Origin of the sequence: Nocardia sp. CA-128927, from assembly GCF_050955855.1 — a bacterium.
Classification (GTDB): domain Bacteria; phylum Actinomycetota; class Actinomycetes; order Mycobacteriales; family Mycobacteriaceae; genus Nocardia.
Genome location: NZ_CP192087.1, coordinates 4,269,489 through 4,296,465 on the forward strand (window position 1 = coordinate 4,269,489; position 26,977 = coordinate 4,296,465).

Below are 26,977 nucleotides of genomic sequence, written 5' to 3' on the forward strand. Positions count from 1 at the left end.
AAGAACAACTGCTGGAGGAATACGATCACAATGACGGAATTGAAGACCGAGCTGACGAAACCGGTCGACCTCACCTCGCTTGTCCCGGTGTTGTTCGGGTTCGCTGCCTTTCAGCAGCTGCGCGCGGCCTCGGAATTGCAACTGTTCGAATACCTCGACCTGAACGGCGCGTCCACCAGCGACCAGGCCGCCGCCGGCCTCGGCATACCCGCCAAATCGGCGCGCCAGCTGCTGCTCGGCACCACCTCGCTCGGCCTTACCGACCGCGAGGGCGAGGAGTACACGCTGAGCGCGATGCTGCACGACGCGATGGCCGACGGCACCTGGCCGCTCATCCGCAACATCATCGACTTCCAGCAGCGGCTGTCCTACCTGCCCGCGAAGGAGTACGCCGAGTCGCTGCGGACCGGCAAGAACCTCGGCCTGAAACACCTGCCCGGCAAGGGGAATGACCTGTACACCCGGCTCGAACAGACGCCGGAGCTGGAGGCGCTGTTCTTCCGCGGCATGCATTCCTGGTCGGAGCTGTCCAATCCGGTGCTGCTGCACCAGGTCGACTACAGCGGCGTGACCAAGGTGCTGGACATCGGTGGTGGCGACGCGGTCAACGCGATCGCGATCGCACAGGCCCACCCGCACCTGAAGATCACGGTATTCGACCTCGCGGGCGCCGTCGAGGTGGCCGGTGACAACATCGCCGCCGCCGGGCTCGGCGACCGGATCGACGTCGTCGCCGGTGACATGTTCGGCGACCCGCTGCCCGGCGGATACGACATGGCGCTGTTCGCGCACCAGTTCGTCATCTGGTCACCGGAGCAGAACCGGGCGCTGCTCGAACGAGCGCACGCGGCGCTGCCGCCGGGCGGCCGGGTGATCGTGTTCAACGCGTTCGCCGACGACGACGGACGCGGCCCGCTCTACACCGCGCTGGACAACGTGTACTTCGCGACATTGCCCGCCGAGGAGTCGACGATCTATCCGTGGCACGAGCACGAAGAGTGGCTCGTCGCTTCCGGTTTCGTCGATATCAAGCGGATCCGCAACGAAGGCTGGACGCCGCACGGCGTCATCGAAGGGCGTAAGGCCGATGAGTAAGCTACTCGACCGCGAATACTCGCCGAGTTCGGTCGCGCGTGATACCGCCCGGTCGTTGCGGCGGTACCGGACGCACAGCGACGCCGCCCGGTCCCAGCTCGACGTGCACATCGCCGTGCCGTACGGGGAGGGACACGGCGAGCGGTGCCACGTGTTTCCCGCTGTGCCGCAAGGTACTCGGGGGCCGGAGACGCCCGCGCTGGTCTTCGTGCACGGCGGGCACTGGCAGGAGTCCGGTATCGACGACGCCTGCTTCGCTGCCGAACACGCGGTGGCGCACGGATGTGCTTATGTCGCTGTGGGTTACGGGCTCGCCCCGGACCGCACGGTGCCCGGCATGATCGCCTCGGTGGCCCGGGCCCTGGAGTGGCTCGTCACCACCGGGCCGATGCTGGGCATCGACCCGGAGCAGCTGCACGTGGCGGGTAGCAGCGCGGGCGCGCACCTGCTCGCCGCGGCGCTGACCGGCGAGAGTGCACCCCAGGTCCGCAGCGCGTGCCTGCTGAGCGGTCTGTACGACCTCACCGAGATCCCGGACACCTATGTCAACGACGCGGTCCGGCTGACACCCGAGCTCGCCCGCGACTGCAGCCCGTTGCGGATGCCGCCGCCGCGCTGCGACTCGATCCTGCTCGCCGCCGGGCGCTACGAGACGCGAACGTACCTGCGCCAGCACAAGATGTACGCGGAATACCTGGCCGCACAGTCGATCCCGGTGACCGCGCAGATCGTGCCCGAGCGGGACCACTTCGACCTGCCGCTCGACCTGGCCGATCCGTCGACCCCGTTCGGCCGGACCAGCCTGCGGCACCTCGGCCTGGCGCCGCGCCGCCCAGGACCATCCACACCGGAAGGAACGGTGACATCCGCGCGATGAAACACACACTGACCGCCCCAGCCGAGTCCGTCACGACGGGCACGTCCGAGGCCGCAACCACCGAAACGATCGCCGACGCCTTCGTGCGGACCGCGCGTGCACATGCCGAACGGGAAGCGATTTCCGACGGCAGCACCACGCTGACCTATGCCGAATTGGACGGCCTCAGTAGCCAAATCGGGCGAGCGCTGCGGGAACGCGGACTCGCCCCGGGGTCACGGGTGGGGGTGCATCTCGAGCGGAGTCTCGCCACCTATCAGGTGATCCTCGGCATCCTCAAGGCCGGGCTCGTGGTGGTGCCGTTCAATCCGGTCCATCCCGCAGAGCACAAGTCGCGCATGGTTCAGGTCGCTGAGCCGGTGCTCACGGTGACGGACGCGGAAGCGGCAGAAGGGATTCCAGCGGAGACATGCCTGCCGGTCAGTGATCTGTTGTCGGCGGCGTCGTCGTTGTCCACCGAATCGGGACCGTCCGCGGTTACTGCGGCCGCGCCGGCGTTCATCCTGTTCACGTCGGGTTCGACCGGCGTGCCCAAGGGCGTGGTGATCGCGCATCGTGGGATCTCGCGGGTCTCCCAGCATCTCACCGGCTTCACACCGGGACCGGACGACCGGTTCCTGCAGCTGGCGCAGCCCGCGTTCGCCGCGTCGACCACCGACATCTGGACCTGCCTGCTGCGGGGTGGTCGCCTCACGATCGCGCCGCAGGAGATGCCGCCACTCGGTGAGCTCGCGAAACTGATTGCGCGCGAGCGGATCACGGTACTCAACCTCTCCGTCGGCCTGTTCAATCTGCTCGTCGAGCATCATGGGCAGAGCCTCGACCACGTTCGGACGGTGATCGTCAGCGGCGACTTCCCGTCCGCGTCGCACCTCGAACGCGCGCTGGCCGTCGTCGACGGTGACGTGTTCAACGCCTTCGGGTGCACGGAGAACTCCGCGCTGACCGCGGTCCACAAGATCACCTCGGCGGACCTGTCCGATGCCGAGATCCCGGTCGGCCGGCCGATGCCCACCGTCGAGATGACGGTGCGCGACGAGTCACTGGAGCAATGCCAACCCGACCAGATCGGCGAGTTGTGCATCGCGGGTGACGGCGTGGCCCTCGGATATCTCGGCGACCCGGAACAGACCGAGCGGAAGTTCGTCCGGCACGACGGTCAGCGACTGCTGCGGACCGGGGACCTGGCCAAAGTGACCACCGACGGGGAGATCGTCCTAGCAGGCCGCACCGACCAGATGGTGAAGGTGCGCGGATTCCGAGTGGAGCCAAGGCATGTCGAGGTGACGGCCGAGGCGTTCCCCGGCGTTCAGCAGGCCGTCGCGCAGGCCGTGCCGAGCGATGGCGCGGCGGATCAGCTTGCGCTGTGGTGTGTTCCGGCGACCGGTCACGAAATCGCCGAACCCGACCTGACGGCGTATCTGCGAAATCAACTGCCCGACTACATGGTTCCGTCGATGGTGTTGGTGGTCGACGCCTTCCCGCGCAACGCCAACGGCAAGATCGACCGCAAGGAACTCGGCTCGCGGCTCGCGGCCCACAGCGCCGACGAGGCCGCCGAAGAGGAGGCTGCGGAAGGCGACAACGCCACACGTAGCGAAACCCCGGACCGGCTGGCCGCGGTTGTCCGATCATCGCTGGCGGACATCACCAAGGCGGGCGAGCTCGACCTGGACGCCGGGCTGATCGAAAGCGGGGTCACCTCACTGCAACTGATCGACCTCGGCGCCCGGCTCGAGGACGTGTTGGGTGTCGCATTGGCACCCGACGAAATCGTCGGCGCAGGCACCGTGCGCGGTGTCGCCGACCTGATCCGCACCAAGCGTGCGAGGTTGACATGACGGCTACTGATCAACACACCGCGAACGGCGCGCAGCGCCTGCCCGCGTCACCGGCTCAACCTGGACTGTGGTTCGACAGCATCTACGGCGCCGATCCCACGGCGTACAACCAGCCACTGGTCCTGCGTTTGGGAACTCGGCTGGACCACGACCGTCTCGTCGAGGCGCTGGACGTCGTCCACCGAGACCATGCCGCACTGCGCACCACTTTCGAGATGGCGGCGGACGGTGAGCTGCGACAGGTGGTGCACCGCGAGTTGGCGCCGACCGTCGATGTGCGTGACCATCCAGGCGACGCGGCCGATGCCTGGGTGGCCGAGCAGGTGGCCGAGATCGCCGGTGCCGCTTTCGATCTGCGCGCCGGTCCACTCGCGCGGGTGCGCCACCTTCGGTTCAGCGATGCGGGCCATAGCGTGCTGGTGTTCAACATCCACCACACCGTCTTCGACGGCATGTCGTGGAAGCCGTACCTCAGTCAGGTGGAAGCGGCCTACACCGCGGTGACGCACGGTGACGAGCCGCCGCAGGAAGATCGGCGCCAGGCCATCGAGGCCTACGAGCGCTGGACCGAGCTGTCCGCCGATGCGGAGACACTGCGGTACTGGCGGGACAAGCTGGCGGACGCACCAGCGGCGGCGCCACTCGGGCTGCCTGCCGAGGGGCCGGCGCGGCACGTCACCCGGGAGGTTGTGCTCGACGAGCGGGTGTCGGCGGCGCTGCGTGCGTTCTGCGCCGCGGAAGGCGTCACCACCAGCATGTTCTTTGTCGCGCTCAGTTTCGTGCTGCTGCACCGGCAGACCGGTCAGGACGACGTACTGCTCGGCATCCCGGTGTCCGTGCGCGGTGCCGGTGACGCCGAGGTGCTCGCGCATCTCACCAATACCGTTGTGCTGCAGCACCGGTTCGACCGTGACTCGACCCGCGATGTGCTGCGTGCGGTGAAACGGGAAGTGCTGGAGGCACTTCGGCATCGGCATGCGTCGCTGGAAGCTGTCCTGGGCGAGCTGCGCGCGGCTGGGGGCAGTCAGGACGGGGCCTTGTTCAACGCGATGGTCACCGTAATGCCCGCCGCTGCTCGACGTCTGGACCTGCCCGACTGGGGAGTCGAGACGTGGGAACACGAGACGGGCGGCGCCAAGTACGACTTGGCGATCACGGTGGACGAGACCTCGGACCATTACACGTTGGTCGTCGAGCACGCGACAGCCGCGGCCGACGGCGAGAACTTCACGGAATACCTGGCTCTGCGCCTGCGGATGCTGCTGGACAGCGTGCTCGCCGACCCGGACGCGCAGGTCGACGACCTGCACTGGACGAGCGACGAGGAGCAGCGGGCGATCGCCGACCTGTGCGCCCGCCGGACGGATGCGGCCGAACTCGGCACCGAGTTGACCGCCGACCTGTTCGCGGCGACCACGGCGTCAGCGAGTGCGGATCCCGCGGTGACGGTAGACGGCACCGTGACCACCTACGCCGAATTGGCAAGGCGCGCAGACGCGGTGGCGGCGATACTGGTGGACAGGGGCGTCCGCGACGGGCAGCCGGTCGCCGTGTTGATGCGGCCGGGACTGGATCTGATCGCGACGGTCATCGGCATCCTGCGTGCGGGCGGCAGCTACGTCACGCTCGACGCCGATCAGCCGTGGGAGCGACTGAACTTCACCTTGAACGACTGTGGTGCAACGATTCTGGTGCGTGCGCCGGAGATCGACATAGCGGATGCATCGTTGCCCGCCGGTCTCGAGGTCATCGACTCGACCGAAATCCCCAGTACGGAAGCTGCATTGGACGAGTCCCGGAAGACACCGGATGACACGGCCTACATCGTGTACACCTCCGGCTCCACCGGCCGCCCCAAGGGCGTCCGGCTGCCGGAGATCACGCTGGCCAACCTCGTGCACAACCAGGCCATCTTCACGTCGGACCGGCGGATGCGCACCCTGCAATACATGCCGCCCGCCTTCGACGTGTTCGCCATCGAGGTCTTCGGAACCCTTTGCAACGGCGGAACTTTGGTCATCCCGCCAGCGCAGGCCCGTACCGATTTCGAGGCGTTGGCCGCGCTGCTGGCGGAAGAGCGGGTCGAGCGGGCGTATCTCCCGTTCGTCACGCTCCGCGAGCTCGCCGCCGTGTTGAGTTCATCCACGGTGGAGTTGCCGGATCTGCGCGAGGTGTATGTCACCGGCGAGCGGCTGGTCATCACCGGCGATGTGCGGGCGATGTTCCGGCGGAATCCGGATGCTCGGCTGATCAACGCCTACGGGCCGTCCGAGGCCCACCTCTGCAGCTGGGACCAGCTTCCCGCCGATTCCGACACGTGGCCGACCATTCCATCGATCGGGCGGGTGGTCGCGGGCGTCGACGCGTATGTGCTCGACGCCGATTCGACCGGTGCGGACCGACAGGTGCCGTTCGGTGTCGAGGGGGAACTCTGCGTTGCGGGCCCGGTCGTTTCGCCCGGATACATCGGGCTGCCGGACAAGACGCGCGAAGCCATGGTCCCCGATCCGTTCGTCCCCGGTCAGCTGATGTACCGCACCGGTGACGTGGTCGTGCTGGCACCGGACGGACGCCTGCACTACCGCGGCCGCAAGGACGACCAGGTCAAGATCCGCGGTTATCGCGTCGAACCGGGGGAGGTCGAGGCCGCGCTGGAACGGGAGTTGGGCGTGGACGCGGCCGCCGTGATCGTGGTCTCCGACGGCGGTGACCGTGCGCTGCACGCCTTCGTGCAGAGCGACGCGGAGCCGCCCACCGACTGGCGCACTCGGCTCGGTGCCGTCCTGCCCGGATACATGATCCCGCGGCAGGTCACCCGCATCGACGCCATCCCGGTGACACCGAACGGGAAGACCGACCGCCGTGCCCTGGCTTCGCTGCCTACCGAGTCCACAACACCGGACCCCACCGAATCCGATGTCGCATGGACGGATTCGGAACGGACGATGGCCGAACTGTGGAGCGAGGTGCTCGGCGACCGTCCGGCGACGCCGGACGACGACTTCTTCGTCCTCGGCGGCCACTCGCTGCTCGCCGCGCGCCTGCACCGGCTGGTCAAGCAGCACTTCCACACCGACGTCGCGCTGTCGACGATGCTGAGCACGCCGACACCGCGCGGGATGACGAAGAGCCTCGCCGACCGCAATGCCGCTGCGGCGCCGGACCTTTCGGCGGACGCCGCCCTGCACGACCTGGTCGTGGGGGAGCGGCAGGAACCGGTCGACGGCACCGTGTTCCTCACCGGCGCAACAGGATTCCTTGGTAGCCACCTGCTCGATGAGCTACAGCGCACCGGGCATCGCGTGCGCTGCCTGGTCCGCGCCGACAGCGTCGCGGACGGGCGGGACCGCCTGCGTAGGACATTCCGGAAGTTCGCGCTCGATCCCTCCGGGCTCGACGAGGTGGACATCTGCCTCGGCGACCTCGACCAGCCACGGTTCGGCCTCGGCGACGACTACGAAGCCCAGGCCCGTGACGTAACCGACGTGTATCACGCTGCCGCGCATATCAATTTCGTTGTGCCCTATCACACGGTCAAGCGCACGAACGTGGACGGACTGCGGCACCTGCTCGACTTCTGCGGGATCAACCGCACGCCGTTGCGCCTGATCTCCACGCTGGGTGTCTTCCCGCCCGACTCCACGTCCGGTCGGGTCGGGGAGGACACGGTGCCGGGCGACCCCGCGTCGCTGGGCATCGGGTACTCGCAAAGCAAGTGGGTCGCTGAGCAACTCGCGTTCCGGGCACGGGAGGCCGGGCTGCCGGTCACCGTGCACCGCGTCGGCCGCATCGCGGGTCACCGCCGCACCGGCGCGTGCAGGCACGACGACTTCTTCTGGTTGCAGATGAAGGGTTTTGCACTGCTCGGCTGCTACCCGGACGACATCGTCGAGACACCCGCCATCGATCTGCTGCCGGTGGACTACGTGGCGCGGGCCATCATCCGCCTCTCAGAAGGCAAGGCGGACAACGAGAACTGGCATCTGTACCACCCCGACGGGCTCGCCTGGCCCGCGATCATCGAGACCATTCGCGCGGAGGGCTACGCGACGGACTCGACCACCGGAACCGAGTGGATGGCCGCGCTGGAACGCGAGGCCGCCGAGAACGACGATCAGCGACGCGGACTCGGGCCCCTGGTGCCGCTCATGCGTGAGGGTGTGATGCGCCTCGGCGCGCACTCGTTCGACAACGAGAAGTCCGGGCGCGCTCTCGCCGATGTCGGATGTCCTTATCCGCAAGCGGATCCGGGCTGGATCCACCGGATGTTCGAGTACTTCCGCGCCGTCGGCGCCATCGCGCAGCCGGACGGGATCGCCTTTGGAGGAGACCACAATGACTGAATTAGCGATGCGCTCGGTAGTGATCATCGGCGCCGGACCGGTCGGCTGCGCGCTGGCCACGCTGCTGCGGCGGCAGGGGCTGGAGGTGGATCTCTTTGAGCGGCAAACGGAGTCGGCCGGGACCGGGTCGGGGCACTCGTTCAACCTGACGCTCACCTCGCGTGGGCTCGACTGCCTGCCGCTGTCGGTCCGGCGCCGCCTCTACCTACAGGGTTCGGTGCTGGCCAAGCGGATCATCCACCATCGGGACGGTGCGATCTCCACCCAGGCGTACGGGACGATGTACAACCATCACCTGCTGTCCATCCCGCGCGGGGTCTTGCAGGACCTGTTGCGGGACCAGGCATTGCGCGCGGGTGCGCGGATCCACTACGGGCAGCAGTGTATCGACGTTGATACCGGGCGCGGCTCGGCACTGCTGCGGGATCGGGACGGGTCCTCGACCTGGGTGGCCGGCGATCTGCTCGTCGGCTGCGACGGCGCCAACAGCGTGGTGCGTGATGCCATCGTCGCCGCACACCCGAAGGACATGTGGATGACGCGCGATACGATCGCGCACGGCTACGCCGAGATCACCATGGACTACGGGGACGCCGATCCGACGGGTATGCATCTGTGGCCGCGCGGCGATCACTTCCTCCAGGCGCAACCGAACCGGGACCGGACGTTCACCACCAGTCTGTTCAAGCCGCTGGCCGGAGACGGTGCGCGGCGGCACTTTTCGGGCCTGCCGTCGGCGGCGGCGATCAGCGAGTACTGCGCGACCGAGTTCCCGGATGTGTTCGGCCGGATGGCCGAGGTCGGTAAGGAACTGGCGAGCCGGAGTCCCGGATACCTCCGGATCATCAACTGCGCCCCGTATCACCATCGGCGCGCGGTGCTGGTCGGTGATGCCGCGCACGCCGTTGTCCCGTTCTATGGGCAGGGCATCAACTGCAGCTTCGAGGACGCCGCCACGCTGGCGAGTCTGCTGGAGAAGTTCCAGGCCGCGGTCCGCGCCGAGGGCGGCACCGTGAAGAGCGTCGCGGAGGTCGTCGTCGACGAATACAGCGACGTGCGGGTCAAGGCGGGGCACGCGCTCGCCGAGTTGTCGATGCAGAACCTCGAGGAACTCTCCGACCACGTGAACAGCCCGCTGTTCCTGGAACGCAAGGCGCTGGAACGACGGTTGCACGAGCTGCGTCCCGATCTGCACACGCCGCTGTACCAGTTGGTGGCGTTCACCCACATGCCGTATGACGCCGTACAGCGAGTGCACCAGGAGTCGAGCGCGGTGCTCGACTCGCTGTGCCAGGGGCGCGACGTGCGAGCGGAGCAGGACGCCATCATCGGCGAGTTCGCCGCGGTGCACGGCGGCACGTTCAGTCCGCAGTTCCCGCCGCGGACGGGGTAGCAGGCTATCCGGCCGCTCCGCCGGCGCTGGCCGGCTCGGCGGCGAGCGCCGACTTGCCGCGCGTCGCTTCCTCATTGAAGCGGAAGCCGACGCCGTGCACGGTGACGATCCAGTCCGCCGATCCGAGCTTCTTGCGGACACTGCTGAGGTGGGTGTCGATCGTCCGGCTGGCCAAGGACGTCACCTCGGCGTCCACGTCGTCGTATCCCCACACCCGCTGCAACAGCTCGGCCCGGCAGAAGACCTTCTGCGGTTCGGTGGCGAGCAGGCGGAGCAGTTCGAACTCCTTGCGGGTCAGTTCGACCAGTCGATTGCCGACTCGGACCTCGCGTAGCGCGGAGTCGATCTCCAGCTGGCCGACGATGAGTGCGGGTTGGGACATCATGTGCACGCGCCGCAGCAGACCTCGCAGGCGCGCCATGAGCTCACGGCTGTGGTACGGCTTGACGACGCAGTCGTCGCAACCCGCTTCCAGCGCGAGCACCTGGTCGAGTTCGAACGAGGAGAAACCGATGATCGGGATGTCGCTGGCTCGGCGGATTTCCCGGCACAGGGTGAGCCCGTCGAAATCGGTGAAGTCGAGGTCGATGAGTATTACGTCGAAGTCGGGGTAGGACGCCATGGTTTTGGCTCCCGTCGAGGACGGCTCGGGTTCGAAACCGTGCCGTTTGAGGTCGTTGACCGTATCCTCGATCCCCTCACAATCCGACACGATCAACAAGCGCGGATGAAGCAAAGCGCTCCTCCCTTCTGGTGTTGCGATTCAGTTTTTCTTGCTCGCGAATGTGGGCCGACCGCCCGGCGGTGCTGCGCTGGGCGGTGGCGGAAAGGTCAGCTGGTGGAAGATAGTTCGAGGAGAACTCGAATAGACGACTCCAGTGCGTAGTTCATCGAGCCGCCGTTCGGTTCGAACGCGGTGTGCTCACCTGCGAAATGTATTCGGCCCTCAGGTGTTCGGGTGTGCGCCATGAGCTCGCTGTGGCCCACCTCCGGCAGGACGTAGGCGCCGCCGGCGTACGGTTCGTTGTCCCAGGCTACGGAGGTGCCGAGCTCGAAGTTGTCGCGTGCGCCCGGCAGCATCGACTCCACTTCGGTCAGCGCGAAATCGACCCGCTCGTCCTCGCTCATGCTCGCGGCCGCCTGGGCGGGCCATCCGGTGAGCCAGCATTCGAGGATCTTGCGGGGGCCGGGTTGGCGTGGTGTGGCATCGCGCACCGTGCAGATCGGGGTGTCGGTCGACAACATCAGCCGATCTTCGGGCCAGAACTTCGTGCGCATCTGCAGGTATATCCGAAGGACCGAAACGTACTTCAGTTTGCGGATAGCCGTGTGCTTTGCGGCCGACAACCGGGCCGTCGACAGGTTGAGCCGTCGCATGCTGCTGAACGGTGCGGTGACGATGACCCGGTCCGCGCTCACCGTGTGCAGTCTGTCGCGGTCGAGGAAGGTGACCTGCGCGTCCTGATCGGTTTGGGTGATGCGGACGACCGGCTTCCGGTAGTGGATGCGGTCTTTCATCTTGTCCGCGAGCGCGTGGGCGAGCAGGTCGGTGCCGCCCTTGATCTTGTACCACTGGGCGTCCGCGGCGGAGAAGGAGCGGGGGCTGGACTCGTAGCGGGCCCAGGCCATCGCCGAGGCGGATTCCAGTTCGCCGCCACGCATTTCGAGGAACAGCGGCTCGATCAGTCCGATCGCGGCCGCGGATGCGCCGCGGTCCTCGAGTATGCGGCGCACCGAGATCCGGTCGAGTTCCAGCAGGTGTGGTGTCGGGGTCCAGTCGAGGGCCGCGACCTCCGGGCCGATGTTCTCGTTGAACTTGGTGACGTATCTGGCGAAGAGGTCGGCGACGGTGAGATGTTGTTCGTCTGCATGCAGGCCCAGGGCTTCGGCGTGGTCGTCGACCTGGTCCGGGCGGATCCGAATGCCGTTGCGGTAGTAGCTGAAGTCGGTGTCGACCAGATCGCTCGGTTCGGTCTCGAGGCCCATTTCCCTGAGGTAATGCATGGTGTAATGGCATTGCTCGGTCACCGTCATTGCGCCGGCTTCGGCATGCAGGCCGTCGGCGAATGGCTGACGATAGGTCCAGGTCCGCCCGCCTGGACGATCACTTGCTTCGAGGACGGTGACTCGGGTGCCTTGCTTCGCTAATTCATATGCGGCGGCCAGCCCGGACAGTCCGGCGCCGACAATGATTGCGGTCTCTATGTTATTGCTGGACGGGAGACCACCGTCGAAAGTATGTCGCACGTCCTCTTGCGTAAGCCCCTGCACTGCTTTCCCTCCGGTGAACTGCGCTTGATTTCCACCGGCTCATCCATGTATTCTGAACCGAAATCATTGACAAATCATCACGCTGATGGAAAATCTAGTCATCACTGATCTTCAACAATTGTTGTGATGAAATTATCGTATCAAGCTGCTCGTGGCGGAGCAAATAAGTTTCAGTAGCCAGAATTTAACTCGACAGGGGTGGTTCACGCCTCTCTGCCTGGATGGTGTTTGCCTGTGTCAGTGTGACCGTTATCACACTGCGGCTCCTGTTTGACTCGTAACTAACCTCGGCCAATCATGGTAATGGCGCCTAACCTGCGGCGGGAATGGCGAAAGGTGCTCCGACCTGCGATAATTCGACTTGCGAAGGCTGAATTGATCGAGGTTTTGGAGCACCTTTCTGGTGGGCAAGTCTATATCGCCGTATCCGCGGCTGACCATCGACGGTGACGGTGCGGGCGTGGTGTCACACGCAGGTGCGGCACTGCTGCTGCGTACTGCCGAGATAACTGGTTTGACCTGGGGTTTGTCGGAACAGTTGGGGCCGTGGCGCAAACCGATGGCTGTCCACGACCCGGGCAAGATCGTGCTGGATTTGGCGGTGACACTCGCGGTCGGTGGTGACTGCGCCGCGGATGTGGCGTTGTTACGGGCCGAGCCGGGCGTGTTCGGTCTGGTGGCCTCGGATCCGACGGTGTCGCGGACGATCACCGCGCTGGCTGCCCAGGCACCGAAAGCGTTGGCCGCCATCGCTTCTGCACGCGCGGACGCGCGGGCGCAGGCGTGGGCCGTGGCTGGGCCGAACGCCCCCGGTCACGGGATCAACATCGATGATCCGTTAATCATCGATCTCGACGCCACCCTGACCGACGCGCACTCGGAAAAACAGAACGCCACACCGACGTTCAAGCGGGGCTTCGGCTTCCACTCGCTGTGGTCGTTCATCGACCACGGTCGCACCGGCACCGGCGAGCCCGCCGCGCCCATGCTGCGGCCGGGCAACGCCGGTAGTAATACCGCTGCCGACCACAAGCAGGTTCTCCGCGATGCCCTCGCTCAGCTGCCGTGGCAGCCGGGATGGCGGGTCGGCCGGAAAGTGCTGGTGCGCACCGATTCCGGTGGCGGCACCCACGAGTTCCTCGACTACTGCCACCGCCGCCGGCTGCAGTACTCGGTCGGGTTCACTCTCACCGACGAGATCGTCACCGCCATGGGCACCCACCTGAATCCGCAGGATTGGACACCGGCCTACGACGCAGACGGCGAGGTCCGCGACGGCGCCTGGGTCGTGGAAGTCACCGGCATCACCGAGTTGACCGGATGGCCGCCCGGCATGCGGCTCATCGTCAGGAAAGAGAGACCACACCCCGGTGCTCAGCTGCGGTTCACCGACCGCGACGGGATGCGGTTGACCGCGTTCGTCACCAACACCACCCGCGGCCAGCTGCCCGACCTCGAGTTGCGTCACCGCCAGCGGGCCCGCTGCGAAGACCGGATCAGAAACGCGAAAGACACTGGCCTGCGCAATCTTCCGTTCCACAGCTTCGACGCCAACCGCATCTGGCTCGCCGTCGTCGCGCTCGCACTCGACCTGACCGCCTGGATGCAGACACTCGCCCTGCACGACCACCCCGCACGTCGCTGGGAACCGAAAACGCTACGGCTGCGGCTGTTTTCAGCCGCCGGACGCATCGCCCGCCATGCCCGCAAAACCACACTGCACCTGGCGCGGCACGCCCCCTACACCGAACTGCTCACCACCGCCGCAGCACGCCTGCAACCCGGCTGACCAGCCAGAAACCGTCCCTGCAACCAAGGAAACCAACCACCCGGGCCAGTGGAACCCGGCAGCCAGCCCGCTGCGCGGGCCAGCTGCCCTGCCCGCAACCGGAAAACTACGACCGAAACACCCAATCCGAACCCGATCAGGCCAGCACATCAACCCGGCGAAAGATCGAGGCTAATCGCAGGCGACTAGCGCCGGAGCGGTCTCTTCAACTGGGGAAATGCCTTGTCGTGAGCGGTGTTTGACGTGACATCTCGAAATCTCGATGCTTGCGATGCGCATACTCGGCTAATTTACTGCTACCTCTGTAGCGGCACTACCGGACCGGACGGTCCGGCATTCGCAGAGGCATATGCCAAGCGGCTGCGCGGACGGGCAGTAATGAACTCTGTCGCCGATCCCGACCGGCTGCAAATAGTGTGGCCGCCACTGTTCGACCGTGAACCTAATTCGAGCGCGGCGAAGTAGAAGGCGCTTCGCGTGGCTGGGTATCGGCGAGTACCAATCATGCGGGTCATTGTCTGACCGGAATCCGTGCTAACCACACATGATCGGGCGTCAATCTGTCGCCCATGCGGGGAGCGGTTCGCGCGCGGTCAACCACTCCTCCGGGATGCCGCGGATATCGCCTCGACGTCCGATTCCCGTATGCGCCGCCACGATTCCACCGACGATCGCAGCCGTCGTGTCCGCATCACCACCAGCCTCTACGCACGCCGTGATAGCGGCCGGATAATCACCGACAAAGGTTGCCGCCGCCCACAGGGTGAACGGGACCGTGTCCTGTGCGCTGACTTCCGCGCCATTGCCGAGCTCATATGCCGCTTCGGCTACCGACCGGCCCAGCAGCTTCCGGGCTCGACGGATACCGTCGGCCGTCCGGCCATCGACCAGATACGGCTCGACCACCTGTAGTAATTCGCTTGGTGCACAGCCTGTTTCGCGACTCGCCGCAGCATGGCCCGCCGCCACCGCGACCGCCATCGCTCCGACGATCGCTTCCGGATGCCGATGGGTGACCTCGGCAGACAGTGCCGCCTGCGCGGCCGCTCGGTCCAGGTCGGCGGCGAAGTACGCGCCGAGCGGGGCGACCCGCATCGCGGCGCCGTTTCCCCACGAGCCGCGTCCGCCGAAAGCAGCGCCCGCCGCGTCACCCCACGCGCGGCCGTCGCGAATCTCGTGCAGCACAACGACTGTGCCGCCGCCGTAGCCGCGATAGGGTTCGCAGCGATCGGCGAACACGGCCGCTAGGGCGTCCTGGTCGACGTGGCCGCGGTTGCGGATCTCCGAGTAGACCGAACAGGCCATCTCGGTGTCGTCGGTCCACGGCCACGGAGCGGCCGGCGGTCGCCCGGCGAGTAGATCGGGTACGGACCGGCCGGGCACGAAGAACTGCGCACCCAGCGCATCACCAACGGACAGGCCATCGAGGCTGTCGGAAACGGAATCGGAAACCGGCGGCATAGCTGGTGTCATAGTGCCGACCGCAACGACTCACCGCAAGTCGCTACGGTCGATCACACGGTGCGTTGCTCCATGTTGGACATCACGTGCGAGACGATGCACTGCTCGATGTGCACCAGCCACTCGTAGCCCTGCGTGGTGCCCGAGACCCAGGCGGCCGTCATGCCGCTGAGCACGTCGTGGTGGGGCGGGGTTTCGGGCTCGTCGACCGGTGCGGGCGGATCTTCGCGACGATGTCTGCCGCCGGGCTCGGGTTCGGCAGGCGGCGCCGTCTCGACGAAGGGGCGCTCGTCACTCGGCGCGTCCGGCAGGGCTTCCGGCTGTGGTGCGGAGAACGGGCCACTCGGCTCGCCCACGGTGGTGTGGTTGCCGGTGGCGGTCGGCGTACCGCTCTGCGAGCTGTCCCGGTCGGCGGTGACCAGGGCGGTGAGCAGTGCGGCTGTCGACACCATTGCCAACCGCATCGGAACGTCGGGCTTTCGTACTGCGCGGTGCTTACCCATCGGCTACTTTCCGTCGAATACCGTCGGGTCTGAGAGTTTAGGACGCGCGACCAATTCGGGCCAGCAGTGTAAGTTGTTCTACACAGAAGTTAAGCTGCGGCAAGACATTGCACGGTATACGTTCCGTAGCAACGCGACAATGTGCAATTGGGTAAATTCTATCCGGATTCTTCAGGCGAAGATTCCGCCGAGGGGATCATTCCGGCGATCTCGCGGGCGATCAGTTCCGGGTCGGTGGCGGGGACGTAATGGCTCGAGTGTTCGGCCATCACATGGCGGCCGTGCGGCGATTGTGCGGCGCGGTGGGCGTGCGAAGCGATGGCCGCGGCACGCATCGAAGCGTTCATGCCGTCTCCCGGGAGTGCGCCGGAGATAAGGGTGACCAGGACGGATCCCAGCTCAGGCGGGGTATCGCGCCAGGTGGCGAGCTCGTCGAGGAACGTGCGTGCCTGCTGCCGTTGGGTGCGAATCACGCTGGGATTGAATGCCTCCCGCTCCATATCGCGGCGAACGTCGGCCGGGACGTCGCGCAGTTGCCCACGAAACAAGAACTTCAGCAGCCCCAACCGAGCAAGAACGGCACCGACGGCAATCGCGACTTGCTCCATTCGACGGAACCCGCGACTGAACAACACATCGGCTGCTTCGTCGGTGGGATCGACCAGCACCAGACCGGCTATCCGATCGAGGCGACGCGCTGCGGCGAGACGCACAATAGGCCCACCCGCGCTATGACCGACAAGAATGAACGGCCCCGGCCCGAAATGATCGAGCACCTCATTCAGATCATCGGCCATGTGCGACAAGGTCCGATCCGCCAAATCCGGTGCACTACGCCCCAACCCGGACCGGTCGTACACAATCGCCCGCGCGAACCGCCCGACCTCCGGCTGCACCGCGGCCCACGACCACCGCCCCGCCGCCGACCCCGCCTCGAACACAACAGTAGGTGTGGCGACATCAGAGCGCGGCCCCGCCAACACCATCGCAAACAGCCGCCGCCCATCCCGAGTCTCAACCCACTCGGCCACACCCTGAGTGTGCTGTTCGATATCAGTCACGATCCCCCCATTCCCTGTAGTGGCACGGCTCAACCCGCCCTCCCCAACCTGACCACCCCGAATCCTATTGCCGCCGAGCGAACTCCACATCCACAGCAAGATCCGAAGGGCCCCTTCACCAACACACGTTAGTTCATCGCGGAGGGTGCGACCCGCCCCCAATCGAAGCCCAGGCCATAGTCAGCTCCCGGGGCTATTCGACTGTTCTGTCAGGCGAGGAGTGGGCGTTGGGGTACGCCGACGTATTCGCTTAGGGGGCGGATGAGGGCGTTGGATTCGCTCTGTTCGATGATGTGTGCGGCCCAGCCGGTGATTCGGCTCATCACGAAGATGGGGGTGAAGACCTCGATGTCGAAGCCGAGGAGGTAGTAGGCGGGGCCGGTGGGGAAGTCGAGGTTGGGTTTGATGCCGGTTGCTTCGTTCATGGTGCGCTCGAGGATCTCGTACATCCGGACCCACTTGTGACCGTCGGTGGCGGCGGCGATGTCGACGAAGGCCTTCTGCATCGTCGGTACCCGGGAGTCGCCGTTCTTGTAGACCCGGTGCCCGAAGCCCATCACCTTTTCCTTCTTGGCGAGCTTGTTGCGCAGCCACTGCTCGGCCAGGGCGGGATCGTCGATCGCGATCATGTCGTGCATGACCGCCTCGTTGGCGCCGCCGTGCAGCGGGCCCTTGAGCGCGCCGATGGCCGCGGTCACCGCGCTGTAGACGTCGGACATGGTCGAGGTGACCACGCGGGCGGCGAAGGTCGAAGCGTTGAAACTGTGCTCGGCGTAAAGGATCAGCGAGACCTCGAACGCGTGCACCAGTTCTCGGGACGGGATCTTGCCGAAGCACATGTTCAAGAAGTTCTCGGCGAAGCCGAGATGTGAGTGCGGCGCGATCGGGTCTTGGCCGTGGCGGCGGCGGTGGTCGGCCGCGACGATGGTCGGCAGTACCGCCATCATCCGTAATGCCTTGGCGCGGTTGGCCGCCGGGCTGTTGTCCTCTGCGGCGGGGTCCTCGGCACCGAGGTAGCTGATCGCGGTGCGCACGACATCCATCGGGTGGCAGTTGTCGGGCATCTTCGTCACGAGCGACAGCAGCGACCGATCCGCGCGGCGCGAGGCGCGTTCCTGCTGGCAGAACCGTTCCAGCTGAGCGGCATTGGGCAACTCGCCGTACCACAGCAGGTAGGCGACTTCCTCGAAGCCGCAGTGTTCGGCCAGATCCTGCACGGCGTAGCCGCGGTAGGTCAGCGAGTTGGTTTCCGGCACCACCTTTGAGACGGCAGTGGTGTCCACGACGACACCGGCAAGACCTTTGTAGATCGTCGGTACGGCGGTCTCCGGCCCACCCGTCGCCCGGCCACCACCCCTCATCGAATCGCGATGCGATGCTGTAGTCACTGGTCCCTTCCCAAGCTGAAATTGAAGACTTCGGAATCGAATTCGTTGTAGCGCTCGTACTGCAACAGTTCGTAGAGCCGACTGCGCGGCTGCATCCGATCGAGCAGACCGGACTGGGTACCCTCGGCGAAGATCTCGCGCAACCCGTTCTCGGCAGCCCACATCGCCAGGCGCAGTGTGGAAACGGGGTAGATCACCGCGTTGTAGCCGATCGACTCCAAGGTCTTCGCCGTCAGCAGCTCGGACTTGCCGAACTCGGTCATGTTGGCCAGCAACGGAATCGAGACGGCGGCACGGAACTTCGCGAAATCGTCTTCAGTGATCAACGCTTCGACGAAGATAAGGTCCGCTCCGGCGTCGGCATAGTCTTTGGCGCGTTCGATGGCGGCGTCGATCCCCTCGATCCCCGCGGCATCGGTGCGCGCGCAGATCACGAAATTCGGCTCCCGCCTTGCGGATACGGCTGCCCGCAACCTGCGCACCATCTCCTCGGTCGGCACCACGGCCTTACCGTCGAGGTGGCCGCAGCGTTTCGGATTGACCTGGTCTTCGAAGTGACAACCCGCGATCCCGGCATCCTCGAGCACGGTCACGGTGCGCGCCGCACTCATCGGTTCACCGAAACCGGTGTCGGCGTCGATGAGCACCGGCAGTTCGGTCACCCGTGCGATCTGCTGCCCACGCTCGGAAACCTCGGTGAGCGTGGTCAGCCCGATATCGGGCAGCGCGAGATCGGCGGAGATCACCGCACCGGAGACATAGACTCCCTCGAACCCGATCTCCTGAATCAGCTTGGCCACCAACGGATTGAACGCGCCGGGGAACCGCTGAATCGAACCCGAAGTCAAACCCGCACGGAAGGCCACACGCTTGTCGGCGGCCGAGGTGTCCGCGGCAATCAGTCCACTCATCAGAACAGCCCCTTCGGCAGTTGCGGCGCCCGCGCGAGGACCTCGTCGGACACGGTGAACGACAGCTGAGAAAGCTCAGCGGCATTGAGTTCGGCTGTGCGCTGGGCGACTTCGAGGAAGCGATCCTGCTCGGCCGGCGCGATGACGCCCTCGGCGAGCGTGCGGAACTTCGCGATGTACTGCTCGCGGGCGAACGGACGCGCGCCGAGCGGGTGCGCGTCGGCGATCGCGAGCTCATCGACGATCACCTCACCGCTCTTCAAGGTGACCTCGGCACGTGCGCCGAATGCCTTCTCCGCAGGGTCGGTGGAGTGGTAGCGCCGGGTCCACTCGGGATCCTCGGCGGTGGAGATCTTGCGCCACAGCTCGACGGTGTCGGGCCGCTGCGCCCGCTCCGGCGCGTAAGACCGCTCGTGGTGCCAGGTTCCGTCCTGCAACGCGACCGCGAAGATGTACATCACCGAGTGGTCCAGGGTCTCGCGCGAGGCCGTCGGGTCGAACTTCTGCGGGTCACCGGAGCCGGTGCCGATGACGACGTGCGTGTGATGGCTGGTGTGCAGCACGATCGAGGCGATCTGGTCGAGATCGCCGATCTGGTCGCGCATCCGGCGGGCCAGGTCGATCGGTGCCTGGCTCTGGTACTCCGCGGAATGTTCCTTGGTGTAGGAGTCCAGGATGGCCCGCTTGGGCTCGCCGGGGCCGGGCAGCGGGACCGAGTACTCCTTGTTCGGACCGCCGAGCAGCCAGGCGATCACCCCGTCCTCGCCCTCCCAGATCGGCGACGGCGCGCCCTCGCCGCGCAGCGCGCGGTCGACGGCCTCGACGGCCATCTTGCCCGCGAACGCCGGTGCGTAGGCCTTCCAACTGGAGATCTCGCCCTTGCGTGACTGCCGGGTCGCGGTCGTGGTGTGCAGCGCCTGGCCGACGGCCTGGTAGATGGTCTCGGCGTCGAGGCCGAGCAGGGTGCCGATGCCGGCCGCCGCGGATGGGCCGAGGTGGGCGACGTGGTCGATCTTGTGCTCGTGCAGGCAGATCGCGCGCACCAGGTCGATCTGGATCTCGTATCCGGTGGCCAGGCCGCGGATCAGGTCCCGGCCGGTGCGGCCGGCGTGCTGGGCGACGGCCAGGATCGGCGGGATGTTGTCGCCGGGGTGGGAGTACTCCGCGGCGAGGAAGGTGTCGTGGAAATCGAGTTCACGCACCGCGACGCCGTTGGCCCAGGCGGCCCACTCGGGGGAGTAGCTGCCGCCGACACCGAAGACAGCCGCACCCGGCTGGTAGGGGTGCGCCTGTGCTTGGGCGCGGGCATTGGCGACCGGGCGGCGGGTCAGCGAGGCCGCCGCGACCGAGGCGTTGTCGATGATCCGGTTGATGATCATCTCCGCCGTTTCAGGCGCCACCTCGACCGGGTCGGTGGCGACCTCGGCGATGCGCCACGCGAGGTGTTCGTCGCGGGGGAACTGCTCGGCGGAGCGGTGGGTGCGAACGAGATGATTCTTCACCGTTGAAATCCTCCAGACATCGATTCATGCGTGCTATTTCGCACGCTACACACAACGGTTCACAGCGGAAACACCTCGCAAATGCCTATATTTGTGGAAGGTAATCTGCAAAGTTGTGGAAGTTGTGTAAGACGGTGGTGCTAGATTTCGGGTTATGCAGAAGATGTACGCGGGCGGTCGGCTGCGGGCGCTGCGTGAGCAACGGGGGCTGACCCAGACCGGGATGGCCACGACGCTCGGGCTCTCGATCAGCTACATCAATCAGCTGGAGACGACCAGCGGCCGCTGACCGTGCCGGTGCTGCTGCGGCTCAACTCGACCTTCGATCTGGACATGCAGTTCTTCGCCGCCGACACCGATGCGCGGCTGCTCGCCGACCTTCAGGAAGTCTTCGCCGAGGATCCGGATGGTGCGACCATCACGACCACGGAGATCGATGAACTCGTTTCCCGGATCCCCGCCGCGGCGCGGGTGCTGGTCGGCATGCACCGTCGGCTGCGTGGCGCCACCGAACAGCTCGAACGTGTTTCCGCCGGTATCGATACCCATGCCGACGGCTCGGGTATCGGCATGCCGTACGAGGATGTTCGAGACTTCTTCTACGACAATCGCAACCACATCCCCGACCTGGATGCCGCCGCCGAAGAACTGTTCACCCGGCGCGGATTCACACTCGGTGGGCTGGATCTACAGCTGACCAGACTGCTGCGCGAGGAACACGACATCGCGGTCTCGATCAGGACCGATGATCCCGATCAGCCCGGCCCGAAACGTACTTTCGATCCAGGCACCCGGATCCTCACCCTCGCGCGACGACTTTCGGCCGGGCAGCGCGCTTTTCAGCTCGCGACCCAGTTGGCGTTCCTCACCCACGCCGACACCATCGACGCGATCATCGCGCGCGCCGATTCGCTTGCCGCACAATCACGCGGCCTGCTGCGGGTCGGGCTGGCCAACTACTTCGCCGGGGCACTCATCCTGCCCTACACCGCTTTTCACGACGCCGCGGAAGCGCTGCGCTACGACATCGATCTGCTGTCGACGAAGTTCGAGGTCGGCTTCGAAACCGTCAGCCACCGCTTGTCCACCCTGCAGCGTTCCGGTCGACGTGGTGTCCCGTTCCTGTTCGTCCGCACCGACCGGGCCGGGAACATCTCGAAACGCCAGTCCGCCACCGCATTCCACTTCTCGCGCGTCGGCGGAAGTTGCCCACTGTGGGTTGTCCACGAGGCCTTCGGCACGCCAGGGCGGATCCGCACCCAGATCGCACAGATGCCCGACGGCCGCCGCTACCTCTGGCTGGCCCGCACCACCGACGAGAGCACCCCCGGCTACCTCTCACCCAAACGCGACTTCGCCATCGGCCTCGGCTGCGACCTCAGCTACGCCCACAAACTCGTCTACTCCCACGGACTCCCGATCGACGACCCGAGCACCGCCATCCCGATCGGCCCCGGCTGCAAAGTATGCGAACGCCCCACCTGCGCCCAACGCGCCTTCCCCCAACTCGGCCGCCCCATCCGCGTCGACGAGAACAACGCCCTCAACATCCCGTACACCCCGAGCGACCAACGCGGCTGAGCGCTTCGCTTGTCCAGGACTCTTCAGCGCAGGTGGTAGCGGAAGAAATGGCCCAAACCGGCTCGGTGCCAGTCGAATACCATCTTGGGAGTGGGTAGCCAGAACGGGTCCGGCATCGGCACCCCGGGGCGGGACGGGCGGCTGAGCCCGAATCGACCGGGGTTGCGGGCCACCGTCAGCAGCGGAAAGTCGGGCTGATAGCCGCGCTCCAGTCGTCCCTTTCCCAGGATCTCGGTGATGAGCCCGACATCTGCTCGGGAGATCGGGCGACCCCGTTGATTTCAGGATGCTCTCGCTGCCATTGTGCGGTATGCCGATCATCTCGTGAACTAATCCGCCACCGAATGAGGGAAATCACTCGAGTTGATGCGGAATGGGCTGTCCCACCGATACAGGGTTGACCGCAGGGCTGCCGGGCCGGATGTAATGTCCGGGTCCGGCAGTCCGCACCGCTGTAGCTGCTGCGGCAATTCGAGGGAGATTTACCATGGCGTACCGTCTCGGCGACATCGATTGTGTCAGTGCGCGGGGGCATTCCGCGCTCGGTGGGACCTTGGCGATACAGGCGGTCTGGCGTTACGACTGTGCGGTGGATATGGCCGCCCTGACGGAATTTCACGCGGCATTGCGAACCGGCAGGTTGGGGCGGGTGGTCGTGGCTGCGATGATTCCTGCCGCAGGTGACCGGTGGAGTGCGCGAGCCGAATTCGCCCCGCTCGAGGTCGCGGAGACGCCCATTCCGCGTGCGGATCTAGAGACGTGGATCGTCGAGCAAGGGCGCGCGGAGTTGCATACTTTCGGCGGCCCTGCGTGGCGGTTGTCGGTGGTCAACTGCGACAACGGCGAAAGTGCAGTATCGCTGCTTGCTTCGCACACAATCGCTGATGGTCTCGCGTTCTGTGACGCGATCGCGGAGGCGGTCGCGGGGAAGGCTTTCGACGTCCGTTATTCGTCCGATGAATTCGGTCGGATGCGATTGCTGTCCGGCGATTTTCGCGATGCCGCGCGACGTGGCGGGGCGTTGCTGAAAGCCGTCGGGCTGGCGGCGCAGTTGGCCGTTTCCCGGCGCGGCGACACCAAAGCCCAGAGCGACGTGGACGACCGGAATTTCCGCCTGCCGACGGTCGACGCGACAGTTCCGGCGGCGCAATGGCACGCGGCCGCCCGGGCCCGAGGCGGATCCGCGACCACGTTGGCGGTCGCGGTGACCGCGGCAATCGCCACCGAGATCGGTCGCACCGACGAACAAGGGCTGGCTCGCATGATCATGCCGGTCAGCACCCGCAGCGACGAGGACCGTCGCGCGAATGCCTTGGCTTCCATCGACTTCGAGGTGGACCTTCGTGACGGAGCACTCACCGACCTGGCCCCGTTGCGTGCCCTGATCAAGGAGAAGCTGAGTGCGGCCGTCACCACGGGACAGCCCGCCGCACCGCTGATTCCGATCGCGGTCGCGCTACCGCGTGTTTTGTTCGCCGTGCTGGTGCGCAAGGTCGCCGCCGACGCGACCGTCTCGGTATGTTCCAACCTCGGTGAAATCGACCCTGCGATGCTCTGCATCGACGGCCACCCGGCCTCGACGATCAGGCTCGGCCTGGTCAATCAGAGCCTCGACTCGCGGACCGTGCTGACCGAACGCGGTGGCAACCTCTACGTTTCGCTCTTCGAATCCGCCGGGGAAATCACACTGCGCGCCAACGGTTTTCACCCGCCGAAGCTGGTCGACGCCGAGCAACTCGCCAAAGTGGTCCAGCAGGTGCTCGCGGAGTACGGGCTCACGGCGATCCTCGAGTAGCGGACTCAGGCGCGCGCCCCGGTCGGATCGTGGGCCGGGACCGGGGTGAAAGTCTTCGTCGGCGTAGAGCGGCCGCGCAGCATCAACGTTTCGTGCGGCTGCCACCATCGAGCCTCGTCGGCGGCGTCGGCGATCGTGTCGTGTGCGACCAGTATCCGTTCGGGTACGGTCTTCGCGCGTTCGGTCAGACGGGCGGCGACGTTCACCGGGTCGCCGATGACGGTGTATTCGTAGCGGTGCTCGGCGCCGATATTGCCTGCCACGACGACTCCGGAGGCCACCCCGATCGCGGCATCGAGTTCGGGATACTTCTCGGCGAGCGCGATCAGTGCGATTTGCAGCGATCGCGCTGCGCGCAAGACAGCGGCGGCATGCCCGATGTTGTTGTCGGGTGGGCCGAATACGCAGAGCGCGGCGTCGCCCTCGAACTTGTTCACCCATCCGCCTTCGGCGCCGACGCAGTGGACGACCGCGGCGAACATGTCGTTGAGCATCGCCACCATGCGAAACCGCGCCGGGCAGCGAGGCGAGCACCGCCGTGCGATCAACGCTTGATGCGGCGACCGAGGAGCGAACTTTGCTGCTCGCAGAGATCTATCTGCGCGGCGACGTCTGGCGGCTGCGTGCGGTGGGTCAGGGATACACCACCGACCTGGCCACCCTGGCGCGCGGATACGGAGTCGACGTGGACGAATGAGATCGTGGTGGCGAGCAGGGCGTAGGGAACAGCTGGATTCGGTTGTCACGTAATTCATTTGCGGCCGGTCCGATGCGAGGGATATCCGACAAGCGTTGATATTCATATCAGCGTTCGACCGATGAAAGGGCGGGGTTTTCGGCGGTATTCTGGCTGGACTTGATCATGCCCGGTATCAGTGGGCGGGTGGCGCTGTCGGTGGCCGCTGTATTTCTATCGAGTTCGGCGAGGAGCGTGGCGATGTCGGCTGGTGTGGCTCCGGGGGGCTCGCGGTGGGCGCGACCGCACATTGTGACCGCGTTTTCCGGTGACTACGGCCGGGTGCGGGAGGTGTTGGCCGAGCGGGTCGCGGCGAAGTCGCCGAACATGGTGCTGGCGAGCACCTATGTGCCGCCGGACGGTGCCGTGGCGGCCTATCTGCTGCACCGGATGTTCAGTCGTGGCGATGTCACCGGAACCGCATGGCATTCGGTATTCGTGAATTCCGGTGTGGAGGCACTGGGTACGGTGGGGAAGTACCTGCGCAACCGGCATAATCGTGGCGGCGGCGCCGGGGCATGCCGCATTCTGGTGCTCGACTCGACCGGGACCGCGCGATACGCATTCGGGCACGCGGTGCCCGGGTTGCAAGCGGTGGTCGCGGACGGCATGGTGATTGTCGGCACCGTCGAGGAGTTTCTGCGTCGGCTCGGCGCGGACTGGGAATCGTATGTCGTTGTTACCGACGGTATTACGCAGGTCGAGATGGCGTCGGTGCGGATCGAGCTCACGCACGCACGCGCGCGCGGAGCCGTGGTGGCCTTGGGTCTGCTCGGCGACGAAGCCGCACTCGATACGCTCCGCGGATCGGTGGCCGTGGCCGACCTGGTGTTCCTGGGTGAGGTCGGCGCCGACAGTGAGATGCCCTGTGGCACTGTGTCGTTCACTCGCGAGATGTTCGCGCTGTGGAACAACACGATGGACAGCATCGCGCACGTGTCGACCTTCGGCGGCAACGGACTGGCAATGCACATGCTGTCCGAGACTTTGATGCGCTGGCGGCCGACGGATCGGCACGAGCGCGCGGCGATAGAGCGGATGCGGCGCAACAGATTTGCCCGCAGCGCGCGGCTGCGCATGCACAGCAACACCTGGCAGACCCGGGCGATCGATCTCGCGGCCATCAATCTGACCTTCGACCATGCCGACGGCGTCACGTACCGGCTCGGCGCGCGCACCTACACCGACCTGGCTTCCGGCACCGGTCCCGCGTTCCGCGGGCACAACGTGCAGTCGCCCGAGGCAATTCTGACGGCGGGCTCGGACGGCGACGAAACCCCCAGGCTGGAAGCGAAGTTGGCGCAGCTGACCGGATTGCCGATCATGCTCCCCGCGGTGAGCGGGCAGAGCGCGGTCGACAGCGCGATACTTGCCGCCCTGTGCTGTCGGCCCGGTCGCGCGACGGTGATCACCTGTCGCGGAAACTATTCCGGCAAGGGCCCGATGTCGCTGGCCTTGAGCAGGACGAGTTCGTTCTTCCGCGACCGGGATGAGCATGCCTTCAGCCCGTACCCGGTCGAGGTGCTCGAGGTCGACATCGACGACCTCGATGGGCTGCGACGAGCGCTGCGCCGCAACGATATCGCCCTGGTCTGGCTGGAGCTCGTGCAAGGCTACGACTGCGTCGAGATACCGCAATCGGCGCTGGACGAGATCGAGCACCGGCGCGGGCCCGGCGGCTTTCTGGTCGGCGTCGACGAGGTGTTCACCGGTTTCTGGCGATGCGATATCGATAACTTCCTGACCTGTACCGGTCGTGGCTTCCGGCCGGACCTGGTTGCGCTGTCCAAGGCGCTCAGTGATGCGCTGGTCCCGATCGGGGCGGCGATGATCTCGGCCCAGGTCTTCGAGCAGATGTCCCGCGCGGCACCTGATATGGCGCATTGGCTGCGCACGCACTACCGCAACGACATGGCCGCCGGACTCGCCCGCGCGGCGGTCGAAGCGGCCGAGCACGACCGGCAGTCGGCCGCCGACATCGCGGCGGCCATGGACGCGATGTTCCGTCGGGCGGCGCGATCTCCACTCTTCTCGGGTTATCGGCGGGTCGGATTGCTGGGCAGGCTGGTGCTTTCGCCGCGCGCGATCGGCGCGCGGCCGCGGCCGTCGGTGCAGAATTACGCGGAGGCGGTAGTCGCGCGCCTTATCGGAAAGCGTTGCGGTGCAATTACTTTGCAAATGCGGATCGCGCCGAGCACGGCCGGCGATGGCGCGGCCGAGGTGATCGCGGCGATGGCCGAGGTCGGCGAGTTTCTCGAACGGCTGCCACGCTGGACCGTGGATCGCACAACGCTGAGCTCATTAGTGGGCACGGCAGGTCGCGAAATTGCCGCCACGCTACTCCGGGTGCGTGAGGGCTATGGTGACCGAAAGGATAGGACGCCCGTTTGAGAATGGCGCCGAAGCGGTCTTCGGTAAATCGACAGTGTG

General features: G+C 66.1%; 18 protein-coding genes and 1 pseudogene. 10 read left to right on the forward strand and 9 right to left on the reverse strand.

What is annotated here, in order from left to right; all coding sequences use genetic code 11:
• Positions 1–30: 30 nt before the first annotated feature.
• The 5 genes from ACQPW1_RS20205 to ACQPW1_RS20225 are packed head-to-tail and all read left to right on the forward strand — an operon-like array spanning position 31 to position 9,549.
• Positions 31–1,095: a methyltransferase gene (locus tag ACQPW1_RS20205; RefSeq protein ID WP_433664240.1), complete on the forward strand. Its 1,065-nt coding sequence runs from the start codon at positions 31–33 to the stop codon at positions 1,093–1,095.
• Positions 1,088–1,972, forward strand: coding sequence for an alpha/beta hydrolase (locus tag ACQPW1_RS20210; protein ID WP_433664241.1), 885 nt, complete (start codon positions 1,088–1,090; stop codon positions 1,970–1,972). The genes ACQPW1_RS20205 and ACQPW1_RS20210 overlap by 8 nt, the downstream gene beginning before the upstream one ends.
• Positions 1,969–3,813 (forward strand): non-ribosomal peptide synthetase, encoded by a 1,845-nt coding sequence (locus ACQPW1_RS20215; RefSeq protein WP_433664242.1) that lies wholly within the window; start codon positions 1,969–1,971, stop codon positions 3,811–3,813. Before ACQPW1_RS20210 ends, ACQPW1_RS20215 begins: the two co-directional genes overlap by 4 nt.
• Complete coding sequence (locus tag ACQPW1_RS20220; RefSeq protein ID WP_433664243.1) at positions 3,810–8,156, forward strand: amino acid adenylation domain-containing protein; 4,347 nt, start codon at positions 3,810–3,812, stop codon at positions 8,154–8,156. The genes ACQPW1_RS20215 and ACQPW1_RS20220 overlap by 4 nt, the downstream gene beginning before the upstream one ends.
• Positions 8,149–9,549, forward strand: a complete 1,401-nt coding sequence (locus ACQPW1_RS20225) for an FAD-dependent oxidoreductase (protein ID WP_433664244.1) — start codon at positions 8,149–8,151, stop codon at positions 9,547–9,549. Before ACQPW1_RS20220 ends, ACQPW1_RS20225 begins: the two co-directional genes overlap by 8 nt.
• A 4-nt stretch (positions 9,550–9,553) precedes the next feature.
• Here the strand turns inward: ACQPW1_RS20225 and ACQPW1_RS20230 are convergent, their stop codons facing one another.
• Both ACQPW1_RS20230 and ACQPW1_RS20235 read right to left on the reverse strand, forming a co-directional pair.
• Positions 9,554–10,285, reverse strand: coding sequence for a response regulator transcription factor (locus ACQPW1_RS20230; protein WP_433664245.1), 732 nt, complete (start codon positions 10,283–10,285; stop codon positions 9,554–9,556).
• 95 nt (positions 10,286–10,380) lie between these two features.
• Positions 10,381–11,796 (reverse strand): flavin monoamine oxidase family protein, encoded by a 1,416-nt coding sequence (locus tag ACQPW1_RS20235; RefSeq protein ID WP_433664246.1) that lies wholly within the window; start codon positions 11,794–11,796, stop codon positions 10,381–10,383.
• A gap of 427 nt (positions 11,797–12,223) precedes the next feature.
• Between ACQPW1_RS20235 and ACQPW1_RS20240 the strand changes: the two genes are divergently transcribed.
• Entirely contained in the window at positions 12,224–13,609 is a 1,386-nt protein-coding gene (locus ACQPW1_RS20240; protein WP_433655183.1) for an IS1380 family transposase, read from the forward strand.
• Positions 13,610–14,164: 555 nt separating this feature from the next.
• On the opposite strand, the gene ACQPW1_RS20245 is transcribed toward ACQPW1_RS20240, so the two are convergent.
• The 6 genes from ACQPW1_RS20245 to prpD all read right to left on the reverse strand — a co-directional run bounded on the left by ACQPW1_RS20245 (position 14,165) and on the right by prpD (position 20,435).
• Positions 14,165–15,082: an ADP-ribosylglycohydrolase family protein gene (locus ACQPW1_RS20245; RefSeq protein ID WP_433664247.1), complete on the reverse strand. Its 918-nt coding sequence runs from the start codon at positions 15,080–15,082 to the stop codon at positions 14,165–14,167.
• A 41-nt stretch (positions 15,083–15,123) separates the two neighbouring features.
• Complete coding sequence (locus ACQPW1_RS20250) at positions 15,124–15,573, reverse strand: hypothetical protein (RefSeq protein ID WP_433664248.1); 450 nt, start codon at positions 15,571–15,573, stop codon at positions 15,124–15,126.
• Between the two features lie 158 nt (positions 15,574–15,731).
• On the reverse strand, positions 15,732–16,634 hold the full coding sequence (locus ACQPW1_RS20255) for an alpha/beta fold hydrolase (RefSeq protein WP_433664249.1): 903 nt from the start codon (positions 16,632–16,634) through the stop codon (positions 15,732–15,734).
• Positions 16,635–16,843: 209 nt separating this feature from the next.
• The gene (locus tag ACQPW1_RS20260; protein WP_433665293.1) at positions 16,844–17,995 is read right to left on the reverse strand and encodes a bifunctional 2-methylcitrate synthase/citrate synthase; all 1,152 of its coding nucleotides are present in this window, start codon (positions 17,993–17,995) and stop codon (positions 16,844–16,846) included.
• A 23-nt stretch (positions 17,996–18,018) separates the two neighbouring features.
• Entirely contained in the window at positions 18,019–18,933 is a 915-nt protein-coding gene (gene prpB / locus ACQPW1_RS20265) for a methylisocitrate lyase (protein WP_433664250.1), read from the reverse strand.
• The gene (gene prpD, locus ACQPW1_RS20270) at positions 18,933–20,435 is read right to left on the reverse strand and encodes a 2-methylcitrate dehydratase PrpD (RefSeq protein WP_433664251.1); all 1,503 of its coding nucleotides are present in this window, start codon (positions 20,433–20,435) and stop codon (positions 18,933–18,935) included. Before prpD ends, prpB begins: the two co-directional genes overlap by 1 nt.
• A gap of 154 nt (positions 20,436–20,589) precedes the next feature.
• On the opposite strand from prpD, the pseudogene ACQPW1_RS20275 reads away from it, so the two are divergent.
• Both ACQPW1_RS20275 and ACQPW1_RS20280 read left to right on the forward strand, forming a co-directional pair.
• Positions 20,590–22,016, forward strand: a pseudogene (locus tag ACQPW1_RS20275) (short-chain fatty acyl-CoA regulator family protein).
• Positions 22,017–22,503: 487 nt separating this feature from the next.
• Positions 22,504–23,811, forward strand: a complete 1,308-nt coding sequence (locus tag ACQPW1_RS20280) for a hypothetical protein (RefSeq protein ID WP_433664252.1) — start codon at positions 22,504–22,506, stop codon at positions 23,809–23,811.
• Between the two features lie 5 nt (positions 23,812–23,816).
• On the opposite strand, the gene ACQPW1_RS20285 is transcribed toward ACQPW1_RS20280, so the two are convergent.
• Positions 23,817–24,305: an adenylate/guanylate cyclase domain-containing protein gene (locus ACQPW1_RS20285; protein ID WP_433664253.1), complete on the reverse strand. Its 489-nt coding sequence runs from the start codon at positions 24,303–24,305 to the stop codon at positions 23,817–23,819.
• 44 nt (positions 24,306–24,349) lie between these two features.
• Here ACQPW1_RS20285 and ACQPW1_RS20290 point away from each other — a divergent pair, with 44 nt between their 5' ends.
• Positions 24,350–24,508 (forward strand): TerD family protein, encoded by a 159-nt coding sequence (locus ACQPW1_RS20290; RefSeq protein ID WP_433664254.1) that lies wholly within the window; start codon positions 24,350–24,352, stop codon positions 24,506–24,508.
• 240 nt (positions 24,509–24,748) lie between these two features.
• Entirely contained in the window at positions 24,749–26,938 is a 2,190-nt protein-coding gene (locus ACQPW1_RS20295) for an aminotransferase class III-fold pyridoxal phosphate-dependent enzyme (protein ID WP_433664256.1), read from the forward strand.
• The last annotated feature ends 39 nt before the right edge of the window (positions 26,939–26,977 follow it).